Source organism: Cytobacillus firmus DS1 (assembly GCF_000565285.1).
GTDB lineage: Bacteria > Bacillota > Bacilli > Bacillales > Cytobacillaceae > Cytobacillus > Cytobacillus firmus_A.
Window position 1 is genome coordinate 26,019 of sequence record NZ_APVL01000016.1, and the last position, 22,542, is coordinate 48,560.

A 22,542-nucleotide genomic window follows, 5' to 3' on the forward strand; every position below is an offset into this window, starting at 1 on the left:
CCTAAAATATTCTTATAAAGAAAATACCACAGTCAGAGCTGACTGTGGTATTTATTACAATATTATTAATGGCCGGATAATTTCGCACCAGGTTTGCGGTGAACGGCCAACCGTTCAATCAAATTTAAGCTTGGCGCGTTTAACCCTGATAGGCGGACCAGCACACCATTGTCCCGAAGCTTTAATACAATCTTATCGATGGCAGCGACACCTGAGTCATCCCAGACATGCGCCTGTGAAAAGTCGATTTCTACTTCTTTTAATTCCTCATTAAAGTCGAATGCCGCTACAAGTTCATCTACAGAGGCAAAGAAAACCTGGCCTGTTACAGCGTATATTTTCTTATCTCCTTCAACTCGTGATGCAACATGCATTTTTGAAATTTTAGCCACAAAGAATATCGCACTCAGGATGATCCCAGCGAAAACTCCTTTTGATAAGTCATGAGTGAAAACAGTTGTAACAGTCGTTACTACCATTACAATCGAATCTGTGACAGGCGCCTTAGCAAGTCCCTTAATGGATGACCAGTCAAATGTTCCGATCGATACCATGATCATAACACCAACTAGGGCAGCCATCGGTATTTGCACGACAATATTACCTAATACTAGAATCAGAAACATCAGGAATGCACCCGCTACTATCGTTGACAATCTGCCTCTTCCGCCGGATTTCACATTTATAACGGACTGTCCAATCATGGCACAGCCTGCCATTCCGCCGAATAGACCTGCCACGATATTCGCAATTCCCTGTCCGCGGCTTTCCATATTCTTATCACTGGCCGTATCGGTCATGTCATCCACTATAGATGCAGTCAGCAAGGATTCAAGCAAGCCCACGATCGCAAGGGCAATAGAATAAGGGAAAATAATCTTCAGAGTCTCAAGGTTCAAAGGAACATCCGGTATAAAGAAGGCCGGAAGAGCTGATGTGATAGTCCCCATGTCGCCAACTGTACGCACATCACTCTTGGTCATGATGGCAATGATCGTAATAACAATAATTGCTACCAGAGGAGATGGCACAGCTTTAGTAAATCTCGGGAAAATATAAATTATCGCCAATGCACCGGCAACCATTACATACATTACCCATGTAGCATCTGTAAACTGTTCAAGCTGCGCCATGAAAATCAGTATTGCCAGTGCGTTCACAAATCCAATCATAACAGCACGGGGAATGAATTTCATAAAGCGGGCCAGCTTAAGCACACCAAATAAAATCTGCAGAACTCCCGTCAAAATGGTCGCAGCAAATAAATACTGCAGTCCGTGATCAGCTACCAATGTAACCATTAATAGTGCCATCGCCCCGGTTGCAGCAGAAATCATTCCAGGCCTTCCGCCAACTATTGCAATGGTTACAGCAATACAGAAAGAAGCATACAATCCAACCATTGGATCGACACCCGCAATAATTGAGAATGCAATCGCCTCAGGAATAAGCGCCAATGCTACTACGATTCCAGCAAGGATGTCTCCCTTCACATTGCCAAACCATTGTTCTTTTTTTGTTAAAACTCTCAAATAAACACCTCTTTTTAATAGATTTATAGTAATGACTTTGAACTCTCATCAAAGTCGGGCCGACAAAAACATATAGAATCATAACACATTTACTTATATTTACAAGACCGCATGTAAGCGTGAACACCCCTTAAAATCTTGTTTTTTCTTTTGAAATCTCACGATTACTATGTATCCAAAAAAAAACGACCCTGAAACAGAGTCATTTTTAACCGATAGGTGAACAAATCTCAATATAATGCCCATCCGGATCTTCTACATATGCCACTTTCTGTCCCCAAGGCTTTTCAACAGGCTCGAGCAGGACTGGCACCCCTGCGTCCTTGAGCTTTTCAACAACGGCTTCCACTTCTTCCGTCACAAAACCAAGCTCGAATGTCTGCTCCTTCCTCACTCCATCCGGTATCGGCAGCCCGGTGACTTCCCGTCCGCCTTCTCTCGTATTGAAGGAAAGAATGGTGCTGCCTGTATCATACTCGATGTAAGTTCCAAATTCATTTCTCAGCTTTAGGCCCAGCAATTCACCATAAAAATGTTTCGTTCTTTCCAGGCTTTCCGCATATAAAATGACATAACCCATCTTCAATTCCAATATGTTCACCTCTTCAAAATTTCTATTCATGATATGATTTCAATATGGGAGGTATTTTCTCCTTTTAAAAGAATGTATAAACTTTGGAATTATGATTAATAGAGGTGCAGTATTTTTACTAAAGTTTAATGGAGGTGTACCTGCTATGATCGAAAAGACAGCCCTGAGTGGAAAAAATGGGATGCTCCCTATTTTCCTCTTGAGCCCAAAAACTTTGAAACGTATAAACAGGAATTTCTCCAAAAAGCAGAAGAACAACCGCCTCTCAGCATGGTAATTGAAGCATCTGGAAAAGTGATCGGCACCGTGGGATATTACTGGGAGCATTGCGGTTCTAACTGGCTTGAAGCTGGAATTATTATTTACGATCCTGATTATTGGAATGGCGGGTATGGCACGGAAGCACTTACTCTCTGGGTGGATTATCTTTTTTCATCCCTCCCGCTTGCCCGGGTGGGCATTACCACCTGGTCCGGCAACAAAAGAATGATGAAAGCAGCTGAAAAGATTGGCATGCAGCTTGAAGGAAGAATGCGGAAGTGCCGGATTGTAAACGGGGCATATTATGATAGCATCCGGATGGGTGTACTGAGGGAAGAGTGGGAGAAAAGGACATCAGATAAATAAAAAGGCTCGATTTTTACGAGCCTTCAAGCATGTGAAGATAACCTCCTGCAATCTTACTGATTTCTTCGGATTTCCCCTCAGGAAAAACCGCGATAAAGCAAGTAGCAGGACCAGCTGATTTATTAAGGTCCAAATGGCTTTCAAAATCATTCTCCTTAAATTCCTTATTGGAGAACAGGCCATTCAGTTCCTTCAGTATTCCTTTTGAACCAATTGGAAGAGTTATAACCTCATCTATTGAATTTATGGCTTTAAATAGTTTTAGGGGCGCCGCCTCCGCCTCCCTCTCAATCAGCTCCAGGCCAACCAAAGGGGAACCGATCACCGCCATCCTTGTATTCTCTGTATAGATTAGGGTCTCAGCAGGAAGCTCTCCCTTCCTTTTGCCAAGTACAGATAAGCCTACCGCTGATTGAAGCAGGTTAAAGTTGCTTTCTGTACTGCCGGTGATTTGCAGTTCCGTAAGGCCTAATTCATCGGCCCCCTTTTTAATGCCCCGTATAAGCTGGCCCCAGGCATCATCTCCGCAGAAATTCTGAATGGCAGCAGCAAATGGCTGAGCACCAGCAGACATACATTCCATGACAGCGACACGGAATGAATAGTACGAAACGGTCTCGTAAGAAACCTGAACAGCATCCTGCTCTTTCTCGCCGATTGCTCCGCTGTTATCACTGGCTACCACAATCATTTCTTCAGAATTAAAAGGGAGGCTTAAGACATCCCTCACTGCTCAGCACCCGCTTTGGCCAAGGCCGGTCCCACAAGCTTGACAAGCCTTGGAATCGCTATATAAGCAATAATAGCATTAATGACAGAACCTATAAAAAGGGAAGGAACAATCGCCAGGTAAAAGGCCTGGCCCATTAAAAAGATAAACGGAAGCGGGGCTGCAAAGGCATTGCCGAGCACAAAAAGAATCCCTGCCAGAAAGAAGCGCCCTCTCTGGTATAATGAGCTGAAAACAAAGGCTAGAAATGCCATTTCAACAGCAATCAGGAGATGGAGAGGCCCTAGAGGCAAGCCTCCCAATAATGCTGACAGCAGATGACCGATGGCCGCAACGGCCGCTCCGCCATAGCCGCCAAGCAGCACGGCGGCAAGCAAAGCAGGAAAAGCATCCAGTGCCACGCTACCAATAACGGCAGGAACTTTAATCGCTGCACCGATTGCTGTCAGTGCAATCAGCATGGCGGCCATGCCCAATCGCATGCTTTTCATTATTTATCCTCCTTGCGCTTTCCTTCACGGAATACATTCGCACTGCGCACATATTCCACATCTTTTTGGTTAAGACGGAAATTAATCACTCTTGCCAGGGCAAAGAAGTAATCAGATAAGCGATTCAGGAATTTCAGTGCCACTGCAGAGGTTTCCGGATCCGCTTTTTTTAGCGAGACCACAAGACGCTCCGCTCTCCGGGTTACTGTCCTGGCAATATGAATGGATGCAGATGCTGGTGCTCCCCCAGGCAGAATAAACCTTTCCAGCTTTGGAGCTTCTTCAATCAATTTATCAATCTTAGTCTCCAAATAATCAACTGAACCCTTCGTCAATTTAAGCTCCCGTTTTTTCGTAACATTCGCAAGGTCGCCGCCACAGTCAAAAAGCTCATGCTGGATCTTCTCCAGATCCTCCAGGACATCCTGAAAAATGGCCGGATCCAGCTGCGTCATGGCCTGCCCGACAAAACAGTTGACTTCATCCACTGTTCCATAGGCTTCAACCCTTACATCATCCTTTTCCACCCTGCCTCCAATAATGCTTGTTTTTCCCTCATCACCAGTTCGTGTATAAAGTTTCATCAGCGATTCCCCATTTCATTTTATTTTTTGACTGATGCCATACCAAATCAAATCAACTCTATCTGCAGCAGCAGCGGCATCCTGAAAGGCCCATCCGGACGCATCCCGCCACTTTCGGTCAAACGCCTCCATCGGAACAATCCCTTTTGAAATATCAGATCCGATTAAAACAACTCTCCGGTTAACATCTGCTTTTTCCCATTGGAGCCACTTTTCCAGCATCTCCTGCCACTTTTCCCGAATCTCTTCAAACTCCAGTGCTTGTGACCACTCCCGAATCATTAGCTCAATTCCTTCAAAGACAATCAGGTTTCGATCAATATCGCCGGCCGACTCACCAAGATAAGCTGAAATCCATTTATGGGGAGTATCATCCAATTGATAAAATCCCTTCACCCATTCGGACTTCCCGTTAAACCTGCCTCCTGTAATGAAGTGCATCGCTCTCCCCTCCTAAACGCTTCCCATGTCCATCTAAGCTCATAGCCTCTTCCAAACGGAACTTGCCATTCCCAGAATTCTTTTTGCTCCGGTGCATACTTTCCAAGAAGATACCTTATGACTCCGCCGTGTGTAATAACGGCAGCACCATGGCTATCCTTCCGAAGCAATTGATCGGTTAAATTCTGCCACCCTTTATCCAATCTTGCTGTAAATGCTGAAAAGGACTCCCCGCCAGGCAGCACTCCTGAGAAAGGATTTTCCAGCCATTCTTGATAAGCAGGGTTATCTTTCAGTTCTTGATATGTCCTGCCTTCCCACTCGCCAAAATGCATCTCTCTCCATTCGGGACATGATTCAATAGAATGATCCGGGAAAAGAATAGCCGCTGTCTTCATGCACCTGCCTAAATCACTCGCAAAAATTCTTCTATAGTCTTGAGGCGCCGCGGCAAGCTTATCTCTGTGTGCCGGACACAGAGGAGAATCTGTCCATCCCAGATAAGCATGGGACTTATTGGCTTCTGTCAGCCCATGACGAAATAATGCAACAACCACAGTATCATCCATAAAAGCACCTCCGTTCCTTCCACACTGGCCCCAAGTACATCCCCTGTCATTCCGCCAAACCAGGCAATGACTTTCCTTGATAAGAATGCGAATAACAATATTGAAAAAAGAACCATGAAAAGAAATCCAACAATAGCCGGGTAACCAGACAGCCAGGCAGCTGCCGCGGCGGCCAGAAGGAAGATAGGGTAAATAGATAAGGTGGTTTTAGAAGCAGCCTGCTGAAATAATGAGCCCAGCCCCTCTTTTTTGGCTGCCTGAACTTTTATCAGCAACACCCCCATTACCATCTTGCTCAAAAAAGGAAGCACTGCGATTAAAAAATAGGAATATGGATTTGATAAAAGGACAATTTCATAGATAAATAGAAAACGGGTACTCAGCAATACGATGATGGACAGCACACCGAACGCCCCCACCCGGGGATCACTCATGATTTCCAGCCGCCTCTCCTGATCGCGATAGGAGAAAAACGCATCGCTCGCATCCATCCACCCATCAAGATGAATCCCGCCGGTCAGCAAAATCCCGGCCAGCCAGACAGCAAAGCCCGCTGCCAATAGGGAAAAAGGAGTCCATTCAAGAAAAGCATAGAGAATAAATGCGTATATGCTTCCCTGAATGAGACCGGCTATAGGAAAGGTTCTGATTGCCTTGTCCAAATGAGGCTTATCCATGGGCAGAGATATTGGAATGGGAATGCTTGTGAAGAATTGAAGGTTGATCAATAATCCTTTAAGCCATTTCATTCTGTTTTCTCCAGCTAAAGACGATTTCCTTTAATTTTTCCCAATCAAGATGCTTTAGCATCGCAATAGACAGTTCATCATATTTGCTGTCATCCACTGTTTCCAGATGAGCGGCTGCAGGTCCATCGGAAAGAGAATCTTCAACAGGAATGCCATGCTGGCCTATGTAAGGGAGAACAGCAAGTACCGGGAGCCCGGTTTTTTCTTCTATCCAGCTTTTCCCGTCCTCAAAAAGCTCCGGATTACCATGAAATTTATTAATAATGATGCCTTTTACCCTGTCTCGCTCCTGAGGACTTAACAGCTCCAGCGTTCCTATTATACTTGCGAAAATTCCCCCTCTTTCAATGTCAGCTGCCAAAATCACGGGAACATCTGCCAATTCCGCAGCCTTCATATTAGCAAGCTCTTTTTCCTTTAAATTGATCTCGACCGGACTCCCTGCTCCTTCCATTACCAGAATCTCATACTCTTCCCGCAGTTTTTGAAGTGACAGCGTAATCGCTTCAAGACCCTTTTTATAATAATCTTTCTGATAAGAGCTTCCTGAAACAACTTCCGCATGGTCCCCAAGCATGATAACCTCGGATCGGCAGCCAGGCATAGGCTTAAGCAAGATGGGATTCATCCATTCGTTCGCTTCAATCTTGGCGGCTTCTGCCTGCAGTCCCTGTGCTCTGCCGATTTCCTTTCCTTTGTTGGTTTGATACGTATAGTTGCACATATTCTGAGATTTAAATGGAGCAACGCGATATCCTTCATTCGCAAATGCCCTGCAAAGAGCGGTAGCAATCAGGCTTTTCCCGACATCGGATGAAGTCCCCTGAATCATGATCCCTTTCATGCCGGCTCTCCCTTCATTTGAATGGGAATGCCCGCTTCAACAAGTAAGGCTTTATCAGCCATCTTTACAATTTCCCTGTGAAGCATCCCCAATATTTTCGCATATGTAAACACCAATTCGTTTTCGCCAATTGGCTCATTCAAGACTTCGTTGCTGACAACGATCAAGGACCTGCATTTTTGGCGGATTTCATTGATGGCCCTGAGAATATCTGATGATAGTTTGTCCTCGAATTCTCTGTTCCGCCAACCGTCCTCCGCTCTAAAAAGCTCATTATTTAAGAGAGTGGTCAAGCAATCCAAAAGAATTATATCCTGATGGTTAAAGTTTCCCGAGATCTCTTCAAGTACGGAAGGCTTTTCCCAGGTTGTCCAGCCCAAGCCGCTCTTTTCCCGGTCATCCTGGTGCCTCTGAATCCGGGCCTCCATCTCGGAATCGTATGCTTTTCCGGCAGCAATGTAATGAAGCTTTCCGTCCGTTTTTTCTGCAAGCGCGGCTGCAGTCCTCTCCGCAAATGAGCTTTTTCCGCTCCGCACGCCCCCAGTGATAAAAATCAGCGAACCTTCCGCCATTCCTCCATCGCCTCCATCAGCCGATTATTGTCTTTCGGCCCCTTAATCGCAAAGCGCAGCCATCTTCCTTCCAGGCCGGGAAAATTCATCGTGTGCCTGGGGATAATGCCCATTTCCAGTAAAAATTGAAATAATGGGAGCTGATCATCCAGGCGGGGATCCCTCAATAAATAAAAGTTTACATCAGAAGGAGAAACAGCAAAATTCAAACTCCGATAAAATGAAACCAGCCTCTCTCTCTCCTGCCGGATCAAATTCTTTGTCAGCCTGACATGCTCATTGCTGTCCAGACACCACTCTCCCGCTTTTAATGCAAGGGCATTCACGCTCCAATGCGGTTTCAGGGCAGCCGCTCTTTCAATCAATCTCTCACCTGCCATCATGTATCCAAGGCGCAGGCCGGGTATCGAAAACATCTTCGTCATGGAGCGCAGCACCACCACATTCGTATCTTTTCCTATGAAAGGAACAATAGATTGATAGTCGCAGGCAAAGTCATAAAAAGCTTCATCCATAATAAGCAGACAGCTATGTTTCTGACACTCCTCTATCAGCTTCTCCACCAAAGCTTTGGGGTAGTATACGCCCGTCGGATTATTGGGATTGCAGAAGAAAACAGCATCAGCGGCTTTTAGCTTTTCAGATAACGCTTCCATATCCAGACCCCAGTTCCCGGGCTCCAGCTGGTAATAGGAGACTCTGCAATTATTTACCCGGCAGGCCTCTTCATATTCCGAAAAAGCCGGTTGAATAATCAGCGCATGTTTTCCAGCAATCATTCTGCCAATCAGGGTAATCAGCTCAGCGCCTCCATTTCCGACCAGAATCTGTGTTTCTTTTATACCCTCTGTTGCCGCAAGTTTGCTTTTTAAAAGAGCAGCATGGGGATCCGGATAATCGCTAATATATTGGAATAGGATTCCCCACCTGTCTTTAAATTCACGGGGAGGGCCAAGGGGATTGATATTGGCACTGAAATCAATCCGCTCCTCAGGCATTTGCTTATCAATCGCTTCATATAAATATTGCGGATTCGATCCGTGTGAAGGCCAAATCAAGGAACACCCCTCCTGTCCATAATAAAAGCAAGAATAAGAAAACCGTCTTGTTCATGATCGAAATACTTTTTATAATATGCGCTTTTTCAAGTTGCACCATAGGCTTTCCCATCGTGGCACGGTTTGAGATTACACCCTTATAAAAATTGATTCCGCCCAACTGAACCCCCAGAAGGGCTGCAACAGCCGCTTCGCCCCAGCCGCTATTCGGGCTCGGATGCTTAGGTGCATCTCTTAAAAGGATTCCCCATGCTTCCTCATATAGAGAATGCTCCGGTTTTTGCGTGAGCATGATGCAAAGTGATGTCAGCCGGCTCGGGATCCAGTTCGCGATATCATCCACTTTTGCAGAAGCCCATCCAAAATCCATATATCGTTCATTCATGTGGCCAACCATTGAATCACACGTATTAATGGCCCGGTAGATTATAGCCAGCGGCGCACCGCCGATCATGGTCCAAAATAATGGAGCAGTAATGCCATCACTTGTGTTTTCCGCCACTGTCTCCACGGCAGCCCGGACAATGCCTGGTTCATCCAGCCGATCTGTATCCCTGCCGACAATATATGAAAGCTTTGCTCTTGCTGCTTCCATATCACCTTTTGCCAGAGGCTCATATACCTCGAGCGCTGCCTCTTTTAAACTCCTTTGAGCAATGGCTGTGAATATAAGAATTCCTTCTGCCAAGATGCCCGCGAGCGGATGAATTTCATAGAAGAGCCGGGTAATGAAAAAGGTGATGCCACCTGCTGCCAGCAGAATGATCAATAGCATGAGGCTCCCTTTTAGTTTTCTTAAGCTGCCTTTATTCAAAGCTTGTTCAAGTTTATGTATCAGGGCACCCATCCACCTGACCGGATGCGGCCAGTTTGGCGGATCCCCTATCAGCTTATCCAGTATGCAGGCAAAGGTTAGCGCGAACAGGTGATATAAAATCATCTATTTATCCTGCTTTGCGATTTTTTTATCGCCTCAACGGTACATTCGTAGACACCCTTGCCAATCACTTTGCCAAGCGGTGTAATGGTACCCGCATACTCCAGGTTTTCTCCCTGCTGTGCGGCGGCAATCAAAATACTGTCAGTCGATGTTCCGGTCGCTATCGTCCCTGTGACGGTATCTATAACTTCCTGATCATATAGTGCTCTGGTCTTAGCTTCGGTTGCGGTCATAATGGATTGGATAAAGGCTTCCTCTGTCAGATGGCCATTAACGAAAATCCATGTATTGATTGTACCCGGAGTCAGATGATAAGAATGCTCTTCACTCTTCGAGGCATCAACCGCATTTCCGACACCAGCTGTCACGACCACAAACACAGAAAATGTATCTTCTTCATAAAATTTGCTGCTATAATCCTCAATATATACAGCGGTCATCATCCCCACAGTTTCCCCGGGTTCAAAGCCGATTTCCCGGACAAATTCCGCCATCTCTGCCCGATGATCACTGCAGTCATAATTCTTGCTCACATGCCGGTTAAGAAAAATCCGATTCCAGCCAGTCCCCGATCCGGTTACACCTGAAGACATGGTTTTAAGCGGAAATGGCGAGCGCAGGACCAGCAAGTCTTCTTTTACCTCCAGGCTGGATGGATGAATCCGCTTCTCTAATTGACTTTCTGCCTGTGAGCGCTCAGGCACCAGCACCATCTGAGGGGCCGCCACTCTTGGATGCGGCAGCTTCTCGATCTTCGTTCTGTAAACCTCCCGTATCCGCCCTTCTTTTAAAACTTCGTTAGGAACATGGTTAATATTCACTTCGCCATTCTCCAGCAGCAATAGGCGGTCACAGTACAGGCCGGCCAGATTCAAATCATGGAAGATAGAAATAACCGTCAGCCCGCAGTCCTTTGACCATACAGAAAGGAGATCAAGCAGCTCTTTTTGATAAGATAAATCAAGATGGTTAGTCGGCTCATCCAGCAATAATATTTCCGGCTCCTGGGCAAGGGCCTGAGCTAAAAACACCCTCTGTCTTTCACCGCCGGATAATTGCTGAATATCATTATCCTGAAATCCGGAGATGCCCGTCTGCTCCATGACCCGATTGACCGCTTCTTCATCTTTGCCGGACCAGCTCTGGAACCATCCCTTTTGATGAGCATACCGGCCAAGGGAAACGGTTTCCTTTACAGTATATGAAAAGGCCTGAGAGGAATGCTGAGGCAGAACAGCAATGATTTTCGCCAGTTCTTTCGGTGTATATTCTGAAAGGTTCTTACCTTTGATCACAATATCACCTGATGTATGGGGCAAAATGCCGCTCAGCATCTTCAGAATCGTCGTCTTCCCGCTTCCATTCGGCCCCAATATCCCGAAAAGCTCCCCTTTTTTCACTTCAAAACTGATATTTTTTACAACCGGCGCACCGGCATACCCGCCAGTGATTTGCTGGACTCTTAGCATGATTAATCACTTCTTTCTCAAGAAAAGCGCAAGCGCCTTTATGCGCTTAAAGTTTATTCTTTCTTTTCATTAAAATAATCCCAAAAGCGGGTGCACCGATTAAAGCTGTAATCACACCGATTGGAAGCTCGGCAGGAGCAATGATCGTACGTGAAACCAGATCGGCTATAATAAGGAAACCTGCTCCCACCAGAATGGATAGCGGCAATAAATGCCTATGATCCGGACCCCATAACATCCTGGTCAGATGAGGAATCACAAGTCCGACAAACCCTATCGTTCCAGACACAGCAACAGCCGCACCCGTTAAGATGGACCCTGCTATAAGGACCATCATCTTTCTCTTCTGAACGTCCACTCCGATATGCCGGGCCTTCTCTTCCCCGAAGCTCATGGCATTAAGCTCCTTGCTATTCACTAATAGAAGGATCGCACCTACCACAAAAAACGGAAGAATAATGTTAATATACGCCCAGCCTCTCATGGATACACTGCCAAGAAGCCAGCCAATAATCTGTCTAAGTTCCTCTCCAGTCAGGGCAATCATCAGAGAAATTAGAGCGCCAAGAAAAGAACTGAAGATAATGCCCGTTAAAATAATCGTTTCCACTTTCATGGATCTTTCAATATTTCTCGCAAATAGCAGAACGGCAAAAATGGTTAAAAAGGAAAATAAGATGCTGAATAAAGGCAGTGTAAACATTCCTGCAAACGGAATGGATAAGCCAAAAAACAAGGTTAAAACTGCCCCGAGTGAAGCCCCGGAAGAAACTCCAATGGTATATGGATCTGCCAGCGGGTTTCTTAATAAACCTTGAAAGGCGGCTCCCGCAATTGCAAGAGACGCCCCTACTAAGCCAGCCAGCAAAACGCGCGGCAGGCGAATGTTCATAATGATATTTGCATGCATGGCATCCGTGTTTCCCAATGAAATAAAAGGAAAAATCTCAGCGCTTATTACTCTGATAATCGTGCTGGGGTGAATGGACACTGTTCCAATTGAAATCCCAATCAGCATGGCACAAAGCAGGAAAGCCGCTGCCGTTAAATAAGCCAGTAATTTATTATTTAAATATGTCCGGATAGACTGCTTTTGCAAGTTCCTCGACTCCTTCAATAATACGAGGGCCAGAGCGGGTTACCATATCGGAATCAACATCCGCAACCTGCTTATTTTTCACTGCATTTATATCCTGCCAGCCATCGCGGCTTAAAACATTGCCAACAGCATCTTCAGTGTAATAGCCATGTGTTGTGATGATTACATCCGGATTCCGTTCGATAATCGCTTCCGGATCCATCTTCGGCCATCCTTCTTCCGTAATGATATTTTCTGCGTTGATGGCACTTAGCATTTCGTCCATGAATGTTTCAGTTCCTGCTGCATAGATTTCCGGAGCAGGCGAAACTTCAACCATTACCGATTTGCGGTCCTCTTCTTTTATACCCTGAGCTTTTGTTTTGATTTCCTCAAGCTGGCTCTTCATATCTGACACAAGCTGTTCTGCTTTTTCTTTCTCTCCCGCTGCAGTCCCAACCATTTCAATGGATTCAAACACCTGATCAAAGCTCTTCGCGTCATTGACAACAAGGACGGTCACACCCGCATCCCTTAATTGCTGAAGACCTGCTTCCGAACTTTGTGCACTTGAAGCGTGGGCAAGGACAAGGTCGGGATTTAAAGAGATCACTTTTTCTACATTAAATTCCAATCCGCCAATTTTTTCCTTTTCTGCGGCTTCTTGCGGGTAGTTATCAAAATCGGAAACCCCGACCACTTCTTCTCCAAGCCCCAATTCGAATGCTATTTCGGTGTTGCTTGGAATCACGGAAACGATTCTTTCAGGCTTGGCTTCAATGACCACTTCATTATCCAGCGCGTCATTTATCGTTACAGGAAAAGCAGCATTCTGCCCTTCTTCAACCTTTTTCTCTTCTTTTGGCTGTTCAGCACTCTCGCCGCAGCCTGCAAGCACTCCTGCAGCAAGCAGCATAGTTAATAAAAATGCATAAAACTTTCTCATACTCAGCAATCCTCCATTACTTTCGACAAAATTCGGGTAGTGCCTGTCACCACCGTTTTAAAAATAAAAAAACATCCCCTCTAACGGCAAGGAGATGTTGGTATGGTCATTTACAAAAAAATGCAGAATAGATGGCCGGACCAAACACCTCCCTATCCTCGTAGGTTTATGGGTGCTTAAGAATCAGGCAGGTCTCCTGGCTCATGGTCAATGCGTTCTGCTCCTTCCCATACTTGTGTGTACAGTGGATTTGCAGACAGCTACCATTTACAGTGGCGGGACCGCGCTGGAATTTCACCAGCTTCCCTATTAAGTCTTCAAAAGAGCTTGCTTTAAAGCCCTTTTGAGAAGACACCTGTTCTATTGCGGATATAAAATTTTCTATTTCCGATTATACACCATCCCGCAGAAAAAGTAATAGAAAATTGCTGAATGTTGTAAAAAAGTTCAGAATTCTAACGCGAGTATATTTTCCATTCCCTTGTCTTCTTATCGAACACAATCTTCGCCTCACATGGCTCTTTCACTATGGCTTCATACTCATCATACATATCATCCATATTCGCAAAATCGCCAATAATCCAAATTGGAATCTCGATCCTGACCCGATTCTGTTCAATATCCTTAATGGAAAGAACCGCTCCTTCTTTCATAAGGGGCTTTAATGAAAGCAGGACATCTCTGGTGATTGGAGGATATGTCTTTTTCTTTTTAATGCCAAGGAGCGTTTTTTCTACCTTCATCTGTCCCATTTTACCGGGTATTACTTCCCCAAGCATACGGTAAAAATCGTTCAGGTCGCGATAATATGTGCGGTTAAACCAGCCATCATCGTGGGCAAGATACACATACCGGTTGCTCAAATAATTGTAAAAAGGCGGCTTAAGATGTTCCTTAATATGGCCGAGATAAAGAAGCTCCGCAATTGTCTGGCCGGGAAGCTCATTCACCGCTTCCTCTTCCTCGAAGTCAATCCAGCAAAAATCGCCATAGCCGTATACATCATCCTCAACCAGCCTGCCCAGCTTGTCCCTTGACACATAATCGAACATCGTGTGGGTATTAAAGTCCCCATGTTCAAAACGATGCTTTAACATCAGCAGATTGTTAATTGAATCTGAAAGAGTTTGGGCAAACTCTGCAAACTCAATTCCATAAGTCAACACATACTGATCCTGTTCATTAAGATGGATGTAGATGAGATCACGAATAGTTTGATTCCTTCTTTTCAATGACGAAACCTCCGAACCGTAGCCAAATTGATAAAAAGACAGCTTCTTATGAAACTGCCTGCCAAACTTCCAGTAATTTATTCTCTTATTGTAGCAAATATATCTGAAAATATCTTTGCTGATGAGAAAATATTTCAAAACGGTTTTTTGAAAATACAGGAAACCATCTTGGTGGTTTTTTCGTCTAACTAATGAAATCTCTTTCTCCATTGTAAGGTACATTCTTCTCTGATAGGATAAAGTGAAACTTCAATCAGTGGGGGGTCCTTTATCCCCACTGATTGTTAGTCGCATTTTAGTGTCGCTATGATCTCCGCTAGCGCTTCGATCAATCGACACTACGAACCCGATTGGTTCAACTAAGCCTCTGCCTGCGCCTCGGCAAGTTTCACTGTATCTCACCAATCGGGCCTTTACGGGCAGTTTGACCCCCACTTATCCTCCTTTGATTCCTCTGAGTCTTGAATGGGGGGCTTACTGCCCGTTAGACTGCGATAAAAATGTAAAAAGGTAAAGAAACCAGGTGTATATAATGAACCAGAATAATAGATTCTCAGATCGATTCGATTGGACGTTATGCTTTCTTCTGCTGCTGTTTTTTCTGATCAGCTGCATTGCGATTTACAGCGGACAATCCTCCAATCAATATGAAGGGAATTTTGTCATCTCACAAATTAAAAATTATATTGTTGGAGCTGTTATTGTAGGAATTGTCATGTATTTTGACAGCGAGCAAATCCGGAGACTCACATGGCTTCTGTACGGTTTAGGCATCCTATTGCTTGTCGGGCTATTCATTGCACCGGAAAGCATCGCACCAGAGCGCAAAGGGGCTACATTGTGGTATATCATCCCCGGACTCGGCTCTGTGCAGCCTTCAGAATTTGTAAAGGTGTTCCTTATTATCGCCCTCAGCAAAATCATCGCTGACCACCATCTCAAGTATCAGGTTAAGACTGCCGGCACGGACTTTTTTCTCCTAATTAAACTAGGAGCAGCCACATTGCCTCCATTAGGAATGATTATTATCGAAGACCTGGGTACCGCCCTTGTCATCATCGCGATATTAGCGGGAATCATCCTTGTATCCGGAATCACCTGGAAAATCCTTGTTCCGATTTATGGAGTCCTTGGTGCTTTCGCAGGTACTGTTCTATACCTGGTGATCATAGCACCGGATATTTTAGAGAAGTACCTGGGGATAGACCCCTATCAATTCAGCAGAATTTATTCATGGCTTGACCCGGTTAATCACAAGCAAGGAGCCGGAATGCAGCTGTACAACTCCATGCTCGCAATTGGCTCAGGATTAATATCCGGAAAAGGGTTTACTGACAGACAGGTATATGTGCCTGATGCCCATACTGATTTTATTTTTAGCGTCATTGGCGAGGAGTACGGCTTCTTTGGTGCCAGTGTAGTAATCAGCCTTTTCTTTCTGCTTATCTATCACTTAACTAAAACCGGCTTGGAGACGACCGACCCTTTTAATACCTATATTTGCGTCGGGGTCATCAGTATGATCACCTTCCATGTATTTCAAAATATCGGTATGACTATTCAGGTACTGCCAATCACCGGCATTCCGCTGCCGTTTATCAGTTACGGCGGGAGCTCGCTTATGGGAAACATGATGGCAATGGGACTGATATTCAGCATTCGCTACCATCACAAAAACTATATGTTTTCAACCGATTCAAATTATGTTGCAAAATAATTCCAACCGCGTATAATAACAGTATTATATTTAGTGTCTATGATGAAGAGAGTAGCAAAGGGCTCTTTCCCAAAAGCGAGACAGGGCCGGTGCAAGCCTGTCGGAAACCCTATTTGTGAAGCGCACTTCGGAGATGCATAGCTGAAAGAAAAGTAGGCTGTGCCGGGTAAGGAGTCCCGTTACCAAACCCCTAAAGGAATGTGTTCAAATAATTGAAAGTCCTTTCGCAAGAGGTCCTTTGGACAATCAGAGTGGTACCGCGGGCAGAGTCAGCTCGTCTCTATTTTATATAGAGACGGGCTTTTTTTATTTTCTTAGGAGGTGTAATATGATCAATTTCAAAGCTATTTTCACAGATCAGCTGGCTTCTGTGCTGAATGGGCAGCTTTCAGAGGAAGCCATTTCAGACTTAATTGAAACGCCAAAGAATCCGGCACATGGTGATCTTGCTTTTCCATGTTTCACACTGGCAAAAGCATTCAGAAAATCACCTGCCTCCATTGCTGAAGAGACTGCGGGCCTGATACAGGGACCGCATATCGAAAAAGCAGAGGCTGCGGGTCCTTACATTAACATCTTCTTTTCTAAAGAGTCAGCCGGTGCAATCATAATGGAAAAAATCCTGAAAGAAGGAAACGAATTTGGACTGCTGAAGGATGGCGCAGGCAAAACAGCCGTGCTAGATTTCTCTTCGCCCAACATCGCAAAGCCCTTTTCCATGGGCCATCTCCGGTCAACCGTCATTGGAAATGCCCTCGGAAACCTGGCCGAAAAATGTGGTTATACCGCGGTCAGAATCAACCACTTAGGTGACTGGGGCACACAATTCGGCAAGCTGATCACCGCTTATAAAAAATGGGGCAATCCGGATAAAGTGAAGGAACATCCGATCAAGGAGCTCCTCAGCCTTTATATACAGTTCCATGAAGAAGCAGAGACAGATCCAGCCCTTGAAGATGAGGCACGTTCCTGGTTCAAAGAGCTTGAAAACGGAAATAAAGAAGCACAGGCACTATGGAACTGGTTTAGAGATGAATCATTGAAAGAATTTCAGCGGGTTTACGACAGGCTTGGCATTCATTTCAACTCATACAATGGCGAAGCTTTTTATAACGATAAAATGAAACCCGTCATAGAGGTGCTGATGGAAAAAGACCTGCTGGCTGAATCAGATGGTGCAGAGGTCGTTCAGCTGCCTGATGAAGACCTGCCTCCCTGCCTGATCAAAAAATCCGACGGAGCGACTCTGTATGCAACACGGGACCTGGCTGCAGCATTTTACAGAAAAGAAACCTATCAGTTTGATCACTCCCTATACATCGTCGGTCAGGAACAAAGCATCCATTTCAGGCAGGTTAAAAGCGTTATCAAAAAAATGGGCTATGAGTGGGCGGATAATATGACACATGTCCCGTTCGGCCTCTATTTGAAAGATGGAAAAAAGATGTCTACCAGAAAAGGCAGGGTCATACTTCTGGAGGAGGTTCTGGATGAAGCAGTTCTTCTCGCAAAGAACAGCATCGAGTCTAAAAATCCCGGCCTGAAAAATAAAAATGAAGTCGCTGAAGCAGTCGGCATCGGAGCCATTTTGTTCCATGATCTGAAAAATGACCGCATGAACAATATTGAATTTTCACTTGAAGATATGCTGACATTTGAAGGAGAGACAGGTCCCTATCTGCAATATACCAATGCCCGGGCCTATTCCCTTCTCCGCAAGAGTGACCATCTCCCATCTGCCGCAAGCGGGCTATCCGATCCTTACAGCTGGGAAATTATTAAGCTGCTCTATCAATATCCTGAGAAAATCAGACAATCTTATAGGCAGCTTTCCCCTTCCTTTCTCGCTAAATATCTGATTGGTGTGGCCCAGGCCTTCAATAAATATTACGGGCAGGTAAGAATACTGGAGAAGGATGCCGGAATCCAGGCAAGACTTGCCCTCGTCAAAGCAGTCACTATTATTCTTACAGATGGCATGCAGACACTCGGCATGAAGGTGCCCCGGCAAATGTAAAAGGAGAAGCCGTTATGGCCTCTCCTTCCTTGCCTTTATGCGGGCTTTTGCTTTCTGCATTTTCGCAAGGCTCCGTACTAGAAATCCGCCGACAAAAATGGCCATCAGCACTAATCCGGTATAATTCAAATGCATTAATTTCAGAATAACACTTGCCACCGTAGCCATATATAAAGCCCCAAGCATATAGGTGATCTCTTCATTTTCAAAATAGGAGGTAAGCTTCGCTCCAAACTGTGAGCCAATGAGGCCTCCTCCTACGAGTGAAAGGCCAATCCAATAATCAATGCTGACAGTGGAGGCGTATGACAGGAAGCCTGCGGATACGATTAACATGACAGCAAACAAGCTGGTCCCTACTGCTTTTTTCGGCATCATCCCTAAATAAGCGACCGATAAAGGCACCATAATAAAACCGCCGCCCACCCCTAATGTTGTAGAAACAAATCCTGCAAAAAATCCAATCAGCACCATCTTCACAATGGAAGGAGAATGTTCAGAAAAGTGAACGGCATTGGCTGACTTTTCCCTTCTTTTTAACATGCTCAAAGCAAAATAAGACAGCAATATGATATAAAAAACAGGCACTGCCCACGTGTCCCAGCCTTTATTCTCAAGAAACAGAACAAATGGATGGGCGGCCTGGGTAGCTGCCATTCCGCTTAATCCAAGTATCAGCCCCTGCTTAAGCTTTATATTCTTCAGCCTGATATGAGCGGAGATGCCTGAAAGCGACGTTCCAATCGAAAACAGCAAACTCGTGGTGATCGCTTCTACTGGAGAAAAACCAAAAAGCATAAGCGTTGGAGTAAGAATAAATCCCCCGCCTACCCCAAAAAAACCCGAGAGCACACTAATAAGCGCCCCGAGAGTAAAAAATAAAACATATTCCATTTATATTCCTCACTAACTGTCTCTGCTATCGGTACTATATCACTTTACCATAATTGGCCACAGTTATACTGAGGTTTTCTACTTTATTTATTTATAATTATTATAAATAAGTATTGATTATAATTTAATATCTGTTATAATAAATATATAAATTACTTAGGGGGAATTACGATGGAAAAATTACATGAGGCATTAAACATACAAATTGCTAACTGGAGTGTCCTTTATACGAAATTGCACCGCTACCACTGGTTTGTAAAAGGCCCGCTCTTCTTTACTCTTCATGAAAAGTTCGAAGAATTATATAATGAAGCAGCGGAAGTTGTAGATGAGGCAGCAGAACGCCTGCTTGCAATCGGCGGCTCACCGGCAGCAAGCTTAAAGGAATTCTTAAGCATTACGACTCTTGAAGAATCTAATGGGGAAAAGAAAGCTGAAGACATGGTTGCCGCTCTTGCTTCAGACTATAAACTTATTAAAGAACAATTAATTTCTTTAGCCCAGCTTGCCGAGGAGCAGGAAGATCAAGTGACAGGCGACTTCGCCATCGGGTTAATGGAAAAATTGGATACGCATATTTGGATGCTGCAAGCCTACTTAGGAGAATAATCGATTTTGGCAAGAGAGTCAGTGAGACTAATCACTGGCTCTTATTTTTGTGCTGAAAAATTTTTTGCCCTTTGGACACTCTGAGGTGTTATGATTGACCTGATTGTTTCATTTTATTTTCAGAAAGGAGACTCCATAATGGCAAACTTAAAATATTCATTCTTTATTTTTCTGGGCGCATGCAGTTATGGCATTCTGGCATCCATTGTTAAGCTCGGACTCCAAGCCGGCCACTCTGTTCCCGAACTGACCGGAAGCCAATATTTAATTGGGCTCCTTTTATTATTGCTTTCTTTTCCATTTATCAAAAGAACGAAAATCACCCTTAAACAAGCGGCAGCTTTGTTATTGACCGGTGCCTCCTTAAGCTTAACGGGCATTCTGTATGGAATGAGCCTTGATCGGAACCCGGCCTCCATCGCTGTTGTTCTTTTATTTCAGTTCACCTGGATTGGAATTCTTTTCGAAGCACTATATGAAAAAAAGATGCCCAGCAAAGCAAAAGTCATTTCTTCGAGTTTACTTATTATAGGAACCGTATTTGCAAGCAATCTGATTAATTCCGGATCACATGCTATTCAGGCGGATGGCCTGATTTATGGTTTATTATCTGCTGTTACTTTTGCCGTGTTCATTTTTTCAAGCGGCAAGGCAGGCAAAGGAATTCCAACCATCCAGAGAAGCATCTTCATCACATTTGGCGGACTTCTTCTGGTTGCAGCTGTTTCAGGCCCCGTCTTAATAAGCGGCGATATTCAGCTTGGGGGACTATGGAAATTCGGGCTGCTGATGGCATTGTTCGGCGCCATTTTCCCTATTATATTCTTTGCAATCGGATCACCCCACTTAGAATCAGGGCTTGCCACGATTGTAGGCTCTGCCGAACTTCCGGCCGCTGTTGCTGCCGCCATGCTGATCCTTGGCGAGAGAATATCAGAAGCACAGACTTTCGGGATAGTACTGATCCTGATCGGAATTAGCATACCGCAGTTTTCATTTAGAAAAGCAGCAAAAAATCGTTTGAGCACGTAGGATTTTTTATAGCGGGATTCGCTGGGCACCGCCTTGGCCGGCGATCTGCTTGACGAAAGGAGGCTTTGGATGTCATTCCAGGGCCTTTTTCTATGGAGGCTGTTTTTTTGCGGGCATTTATTGCTCTTGCAGCTGGGTTCGGACTTTGGATTGATCTTTTCTGCTTTCTATGTCTCGAGTTGGCGCGGGTTCTGACTCTGACCGGCTCTTTTCTCCTTTCTGTGTCTGAAGTTGAACCGGGTTCTGACTCTGCCTGCTCTTTTCTCCTTTCTGTGTCCGAAGTTGAACCGGGTTCTGACTCTGGTGCTCCTCTTTCCGCTCTCTGTGTCCGAAGTTGAACCGGGTTCTGACTCTGACGCTTCTCTATCCTCTTTCTCTGTCCGAAGTAGAACCAGATCCCGTCCGGTTCCATTCCGGCTGATTTCCAGGCTTTTTCTCTTCACAAAATCAAACAACTTCAGTAAACTATTAATACCCATAAAACCAATGAGAAAGGTCGGAAAATAAATGGCAAATACACCGGTTTCGATTCCCCGTCCACTCGTAAGAACCAATCAATGGTCAATTGTATTAAGTGTTTTAGCTTCGTGGTTTACCGGAGAAGCATGGATTCTCGCCATTCCCCTGCTTGCAGGCGCAATGGGCCTATTGTTCGGTTTCAATCCAATTATGCGTACAGCAAGGCATTTTCTTAAAAAGAGTCCTTCTGAGTACATTCCCGAAGACTGGGAGCAGCAGCAATTTAATCAGGTGATTGCCGTTGCCTGCCTGGCCCTTGGTCTGCTCAGCTTTCTGCTGGGCTGGACAGCTGCAGGGTATGTTTTTACAGCTATGGTCGCACTTTCAGCATTTATTGCCATTCTGGGATTTTGCATCGGCTGTTTTATCCGCTTTCAGCTTAACCAATATAAATACCGAAAATCGTAAGGCAGCCATCACGGCTGTCTTTTTCGTTTCCTTTTACACCCAGCTAGTTTCAAAGGACTTTTTAAGGGGTACCTATTTCATAAGTAAATCATTTTGAGGTGAAAAAATGAAAACTGCCAGTAAGTTTTTTTTAACAAAAGAAGATATGACTAACCCCGAGATTGTGCCTGAGTGGGTTATTCAAGAATATAAAACATTTCATGATACAGTTACAGATAAAACCTTCCCGTGCTATTTTGGAATGACTGCCGAAATGCGCGGTGAATTGAGATATGCCTATATCACAAAGGAAGACTGGTCTAATCTTCCGGAAGCTCTTGAAGCCTTCATAGAGCTCTTTGACGCACCAAAGCTTATTCGCCATGGCCTGTTTGTATTTGTGGAGCCGGAGAAAGATGAAAAACCGCTTGAACATTACAGAGAGAATTTCTGGAATATCCTTCAGTATTTGCATAAGGTTGATACAAAGCCTTGGCCGAAGGATTATCCGACAGATCCGGACCATCATTTATGGGCGTTTTCTTTTGCTGAGGAGCCATTCTTTGTGTTTGGCAATGCGCCTGCATACAAGCAGAGAAAGACGAGGGATCTGGGTAATAGTCTTGTGCTCGGATTCCAGCCGCGACGCATTTTTGAAGGTCTCGAAGGCACCACTAAAGGCGGCGTCATGTCCAGGGAAAAAGTAAGGGAACGTGTTGAAAAATGGGATGGCCTCCCTACCCATCCAAACATCAGCCACTATGGTGATCCTGAACACCGTGAGTGGAAACAATACTTCATCGGTGATGACGTTAAGCCAATTGAAGGGAAATGCCCTTTTCATCATAAATAATCTGGCAGTCCCGGTGCAAAGCTGCATACATAAACAAGGAACCGTTCTTAGTGATCGGTT

General features: G+C 44.8%; 23 protein-coding genes, 1 pseudogene, 1 riboswitch and 1 other annotated feature. Of the genes and pseudogenes, 7 read left to right on the top strand and 17 right to left on the bottom strand.

Annotated elements, in window-relative coordinates; all coding sequences use genetic code 11:
• Window positions 1–65: 65 nt before the first annotated feature.
• Entirely contained in the window at window positions 66–1,532 is a 1,467-nt protein-coding gene (locus PBF_RS18595; RefSeq protein WP_035331827.1) for a SulP family inorganic anion transporter, read from the bottom strand.
• A gap of 208 nt (window positions 1,533–1,740) precedes the next feature.
• Window positions 1,741–2,124, bottom strand: a complete 384-nt coding sequence (locus PBF_RS18600) for a VOC family protein (RefSeq protein ID WP_035331934.1) — start codon at window positions 2,122–2,124, stop codon at window positions 1,741–1,743.
• 162 nt (window positions 2,125–2,286) lie between these two features.
• Here PBF_RS18600 and PBF_RS18605 point away from each other — a divergent pair.
• Window positions 2,287–2,751 (top strand): annotated as a pseudogene (locus tag PBF_RS18605) (GNAT family N-acetyltransferase); the annotation flags it as partial.
• Window positions 2,752–2,764: 13 nt separating this feature from the next.
• Here PBF_RS18605 and PBF_RS18610 read toward each other — a convergent pair.
• The 14 genes from PBF_RS18610 to PBF_RS18675 form a co-directional block, all read right to left on the bottom strand.
• Complete coding sequence (locus PBF_RS18610; protein WP_035331829.1) at window positions 2,765–3,481, bottom strand: hypothetical protein; 717 nt, start codon at window positions 3,479–3,481, stop codon at window positions 2,765–2,767.
• On the bottom strand, window positions 3,478–3,972 hold the full coding sequence (locus tag PBF_RS18615; protein ID WP_035331831.1) for an ECF transporter S component: 495 nt from the start codon (window positions 3,970–3,972) through the stop codon (window positions 3,478–3,480). Before PBF_RS18615 ends, PBF_RS18610 begins: the two co-directional genes overlap by 4 nt.
• Complete coding sequence (locus tag PBF_RS18620) at window positions 3,972–4,556, bottom strand: cob(I)yrinic acid a,c-diamide adenosyltransferase (RefSeq protein ID WP_035331833.1); 585 nt, start codon at window positions 4,554–4,556, stop codon at window positions 3,972–3,974. Before PBF_RS18620 ends, PBF_RS18615 begins: the two co-directional genes overlap by 1 nt.
• A 15-nt stretch (window positions 4,557–4,571) precedes the next feature.
• Window positions 4,572–4,997, bottom strand: a complete 426-nt coding sequence (locus tag PBF_RS18625) for a bifunctional adenosylcobinamide kinase/adenosylcobinamide-phosphate guanylyltransferase (RefSeq protein WP_035331834.1) — start codon at window positions 4,995–4,997, stop codon at window positions 4,572–4,574.
• Window positions 4,949–5,566 (bottom strand): histidine phosphatase family protein, encoded by a 618-nt coding sequence (locus tag PBF_RS18630; protein ID WP_035331835.1) that lies wholly within the window; start codon window positions 5,564–5,566, stop codon window positions 4,949–4,951. The genes PBF_RS18625 and PBF_RS18630 overlap by 49 nt, the downstream gene beginning before the upstream one ends.
• Window positions 5,524–6,315 (bottom strand): adenosylcobinamide-GDP ribazoletransferase, encoded by a 792-nt coding sequence (gene cobS / locus PBF_RS18635; protein WP_035331836.1) that lies wholly within the window; start codon window positions 6,313–6,315, stop codon window positions 5,524–5,526. Before cobS ends, PBF_RS18630 begins: the two co-directional genes overlap by 43 nt.
• Window positions 6,302–7,159 (bottom strand): cobyric acid synthase, encoded by an 858-nt coding sequence (locus tag PBF_RS18640; protein ID WP_051488946.1) that lies wholly within the window; start codon window positions 7,157–7,159, stop codon window positions 6,302–6,304. The genes cobS and PBF_RS18640 overlap by 14 nt, the downstream gene beginning before the upstream one ends.
• Window positions 7,156–7,731, bottom strand: a complete 576-nt coding sequence (locus PBF_RS18645; RefSeq protein ID WP_035331838.1) for a bifunctional adenosylcobinamide kinase/adenosylcobinamide-phosphate guanylyltransferase — start codon at window positions 7,729–7,731, stop codon at window positions 7,156–7,158. The genes PBF_RS18640 and PBF_RS18645 overlap by 4 nt, the downstream gene beginning before the upstream one ends.
• Window positions 7,713–8,789: a threonine-phosphate decarboxylase CobD gene (cobD, locus tag PBF_RS18650; RefSeq protein ID WP_035331839.1), complete on the bottom strand. Its 1,077-nt coding sequence runs from the start codon at window positions 8,787–8,789 to the stop codon at window positions 7,713–7,715. Before cobD ends, PBF_RS18645 begins: the two co-directional genes overlap by 19 nt.
• On the bottom strand, window positions 8,746–9,729 hold the full coding sequence (gene cbiB, locus PBF_RS18655; protein WP_035331842.1) for an adenosylcobinamide-phosphate synthase CbiB: 984 nt from the start codon (window positions 9,727–9,729) through the stop codon (window positions 8,746–8,748). The genes cobD and cbiB overlap by 44 nt, the downstream gene beginning before the upstream one ends.
• The gene (locus PBF_RS18660) at window positions 9,726–11,198 is read right to left on the bottom strand and encodes an adenosylcobinamide amidohydrolase (protein WP_035331843.1); all 1,473 of its coding nucleotides are present in this window, start codon (window positions 11,196–11,198) and stop codon (window positions 9,726–9,728) included. The genes cbiB and PBF_RS18660 overlap by 4 nt, the downstream gene beginning before the upstream one ends.
• A gap of 46 nt (window positions 11,199–11,244) precedes the next feature.
• Window positions 11,245–12,297 (bottom strand): FecCD family ABC transporter permease, encoded by a 1,053-nt coding sequence (locus PBF_RS18665; RefSeq protein ID WP_035331845.1) that lies wholly within the window; start codon window positions 12,295–12,297, stop codon window positions 11,245–11,247.
• A complete protein-coding gene (locus tag PBF_RS18670) occupies window positions 12,263–13,222 on the bottom strand; it encodes an ABC transporter substrate-binding protein (protein ID WP_035331848.1) in 960 nt (319 codons plus the stop codon). Before PBF_RS18670 ends, PBF_RS18665 begins: the two co-directional genes overlap by 35 nt.
• Window positions 13,223–13,391: 169 nt before the next feature.
• A riboswitch (cobalamin riboswitch) is annotated at window positions 13,392–13,596 on the bottom strand.
• Window positions 13,597–13,677: 81 nt separating this feature from the next.
• Window positions 13,678–14,454: a hypothetical protein gene (locus tag PBF_RS18675; RefSeq protein WP_035331937.1), complete on the bottom strand. Its 777-nt coding sequence runs from the start codon at window positions 14,452–14,454 to the stop codon at window positions 13,678–13,680.
• 532 nt (window positions 14,455–14,986) lie between these two features.
• Between PBF_RS18675 and PBF_RS18685 the strand changes: the two genes are divergently transcribed.
• The gene (locus tag PBF_RS18685; protein ID WP_035331855.1) at window positions 14,987–16,171 is read left to right on the top strand and encodes an FtsW/RodA/SpoVE family cell cycle protein; all 1,185 of its coding nucleotides are present in this window, start codon (window positions 14,987–14,989) and stop codon (window positions 16,169–16,171) included.
• A gap of 30 nt (window positions 16,172–16,201) precedes the next feature.
• Window positions 16,202–16,456 (top strand) — a binding site (T-box leader).
• Window positions 16,457–16,502: 46 nt separating this feature from the next.
• On the top strand, window positions 16,503–18,188 hold the full coding sequence (gene argS, locus PBF_RS18690) for an arginine--tRNA ligase (RefSeq protein ID WP_200870070.1): 1,686 nt from the start codon (window positions 16,503–16,505) through the stop codon (window positions 18,186–18,188).
• 12 nt (window positions 18,189–18,200) lie between these two features.
• On the opposite strand, the gene PBF_RS18695 is transcribed toward argS, so the two are convergent.
• A complete protein-coding gene (locus PBF_RS18695; RefSeq protein WP_035331857.1) occupies window positions 18,201–19,082 on the bottom strand; it encodes a sulfite exporter TauE/SafE family protein in 882 nt (293 codons plus the stop codon).
• Window positions 19,083–19,253: 171 nt separating this feature from the next.
• Here PBF_RS18695 and PBF_RS18700 point away from each other — a divergent pair, with 171 nt between their 5' ends.
• From PBF_RS18700 to PBF_RS18720, 4 genes are all read left to right on the top strand, one after another.
• The gene (locus PBF_RS18700; protein ID WP_035331859.1) at window positions 19,254–19,691 is read left to right on the top strand and encodes a Dps family protein; all 438 of its coding nucleotides are present in this window, start codon (window positions 19,254–19,256) and stop codon (window positions 19,689–19,691) included.
• Window positions 19,692–19,829: 138 nt separating this feature from the next.
• Entirely contained in the window at window positions 19,830–20,723 is an 894-nt protein-coding gene (locus PBF_RS18705; protein ID WP_035331861.1) for an EamA family transporter, read from the top strand.
• A gap of 507 nt (window positions 20,724–21,230) precedes the next feature.
• Window positions 21,231–21,650: a DUF4395 domain-containing protein gene (locus PBF_RS18715; RefSeq protein ID WP_035331865.1), complete on the top strand. Its 420-nt coding sequence runs from the start codon at window positions 21,231–21,233 to the stop codon at window positions 21,648–21,650.
• A gap of 106 nt (window positions 21,651–21,756) precedes the next feature.
• Window positions 21,757–22,482, top strand: coding sequence for a YqcI/YcgG family protein (locus PBF_RS18720; protein ID WP_035331866.1), 726 nt, complete (start codon window positions 21,757–21,759; stop codon window positions 22,480–22,482).
• The last annotated feature ends 60 nt before the right edge of the window (window positions 22,483–22,542 follow it).

What these genes read in the sequence shown, in the direction of transcription:
- PBF_RS18615 (WP_035331831.1), bottom strand. Translation starts at nt 3,972, where the DNA reads ATGAAAAGCATGCGATTGGGCATGGCCGCCATGCTGATTGCACTGACA.
- PBF_RS18620 (WP_035331833.1), bottom strand. Translation starts at nt 4,556, where the DNA reads ATGAAACTTTATACACGAACTGGTGATGAGGGAAAAACAAGCATTATT.
- PBF_RS18625 (WP_035331834.1), bottom strand. Translation starts at nt 4,997, where the DNA reads ATGCACTTCATTACAGGAGGCAGGTTTAACGGGAAGTCCGAATGGGTG.
- PBF_RS18630 (WP_035331835.1), bottom strand. Translation starts at nt 5,566, where the DNA reads ATGGATGATACTGTGGTTGTTGCATTATTTCGTCATGGGCTGACAGAA.
- cobS (WP_035331836.1), bottom strand. Translation starts at nt 6,315, where the DNA reads ATGAAATGGCTTAAAGGATTATTGATCAACCTTCAATTCTTCACAAGC.
- PBF_RS18640 (WP_051488946.1), bottom strand. Translation starts at nt 7,159, where the DNA reads ATGAAAGGGATCATGATTCAGGGGACTTCATCCGATGTCGGGAAAAGC.
- PBF_RS18645 (WP_035331838.1), bottom strand. Translation starts at nt 7,731, where the DNA reads ATGGCGGAAGGTTCGCTGATTTTTATCACTGGGGGCGTGCGGAGCGGA.
- cbiB (WP_035331842.1), bottom strand. Translation starts at nt 9,729, where the DNA reads ATGATTTTATATCACCTGTTCGCGCTAACCTTTGCCTGCATACTGGAT.
- PBF_RS18660 (WP_035331843.1), bottom strand. Translation starts at nt 11,198, where the DNA reads ATGCTAAGAGTCCAGCAAATCACTGGCGGGTATGCCGGTGCGCCGGTT.
- PBF_RS18670 (WP_035331848.1), bottom strand. Translation starts at nt 13,222, where the DNA reads ATGAGAAAGTTTTATGCATTTTTATTAACTATGCTGCTTGCTGCAGGA.
- PBF_RS18685 (WP_035331855.1), top strand. Translation starts at nt 14,987, where the DNA reads ATGAACCAGAATAATAGATTCTCAGATCGATTCGATTGGACGTTATGC.
- PBF_RS18695 (WP_035331857.1), bottom strand. Translation starts at nt 19,082, where the DNA reads ATGGAATATGTTTTATTTTTTACTCTCGGGGCGCTTATTAGTGTGCTC.
- PBF_RS18700 (WP_035331859.1), top strand. Translation starts at nt 19,254, where the DNA reads ATGGAAAAATTACATGAGGCATTAAACATACAAATTGCTAACTGGAGT.
- PBF_RS18705 (WP_035331861.1), top strand. Translation starts at nt 19,830, where the DNA reads ATGGCAAACTTAAAATATTCATTCTTTATTTTTCTGGGCGCATGCAGT.
- PBF_RS18715 (WP_035331865.1), top strand. Translation starts at nt 21,231, where the DNA reads ATGGCAAATACACCGGTTTCGATTCCCCGTCCACTCGTAAGAACCAAT.
- PBF_RS18720 (WP_035331866.1), top strand. Translation starts at nt 21,757, where the DNA reads ATGAAAACTGCCAGTAAGTTTTTTTTAACAAAAGAAGATATGACTAAC.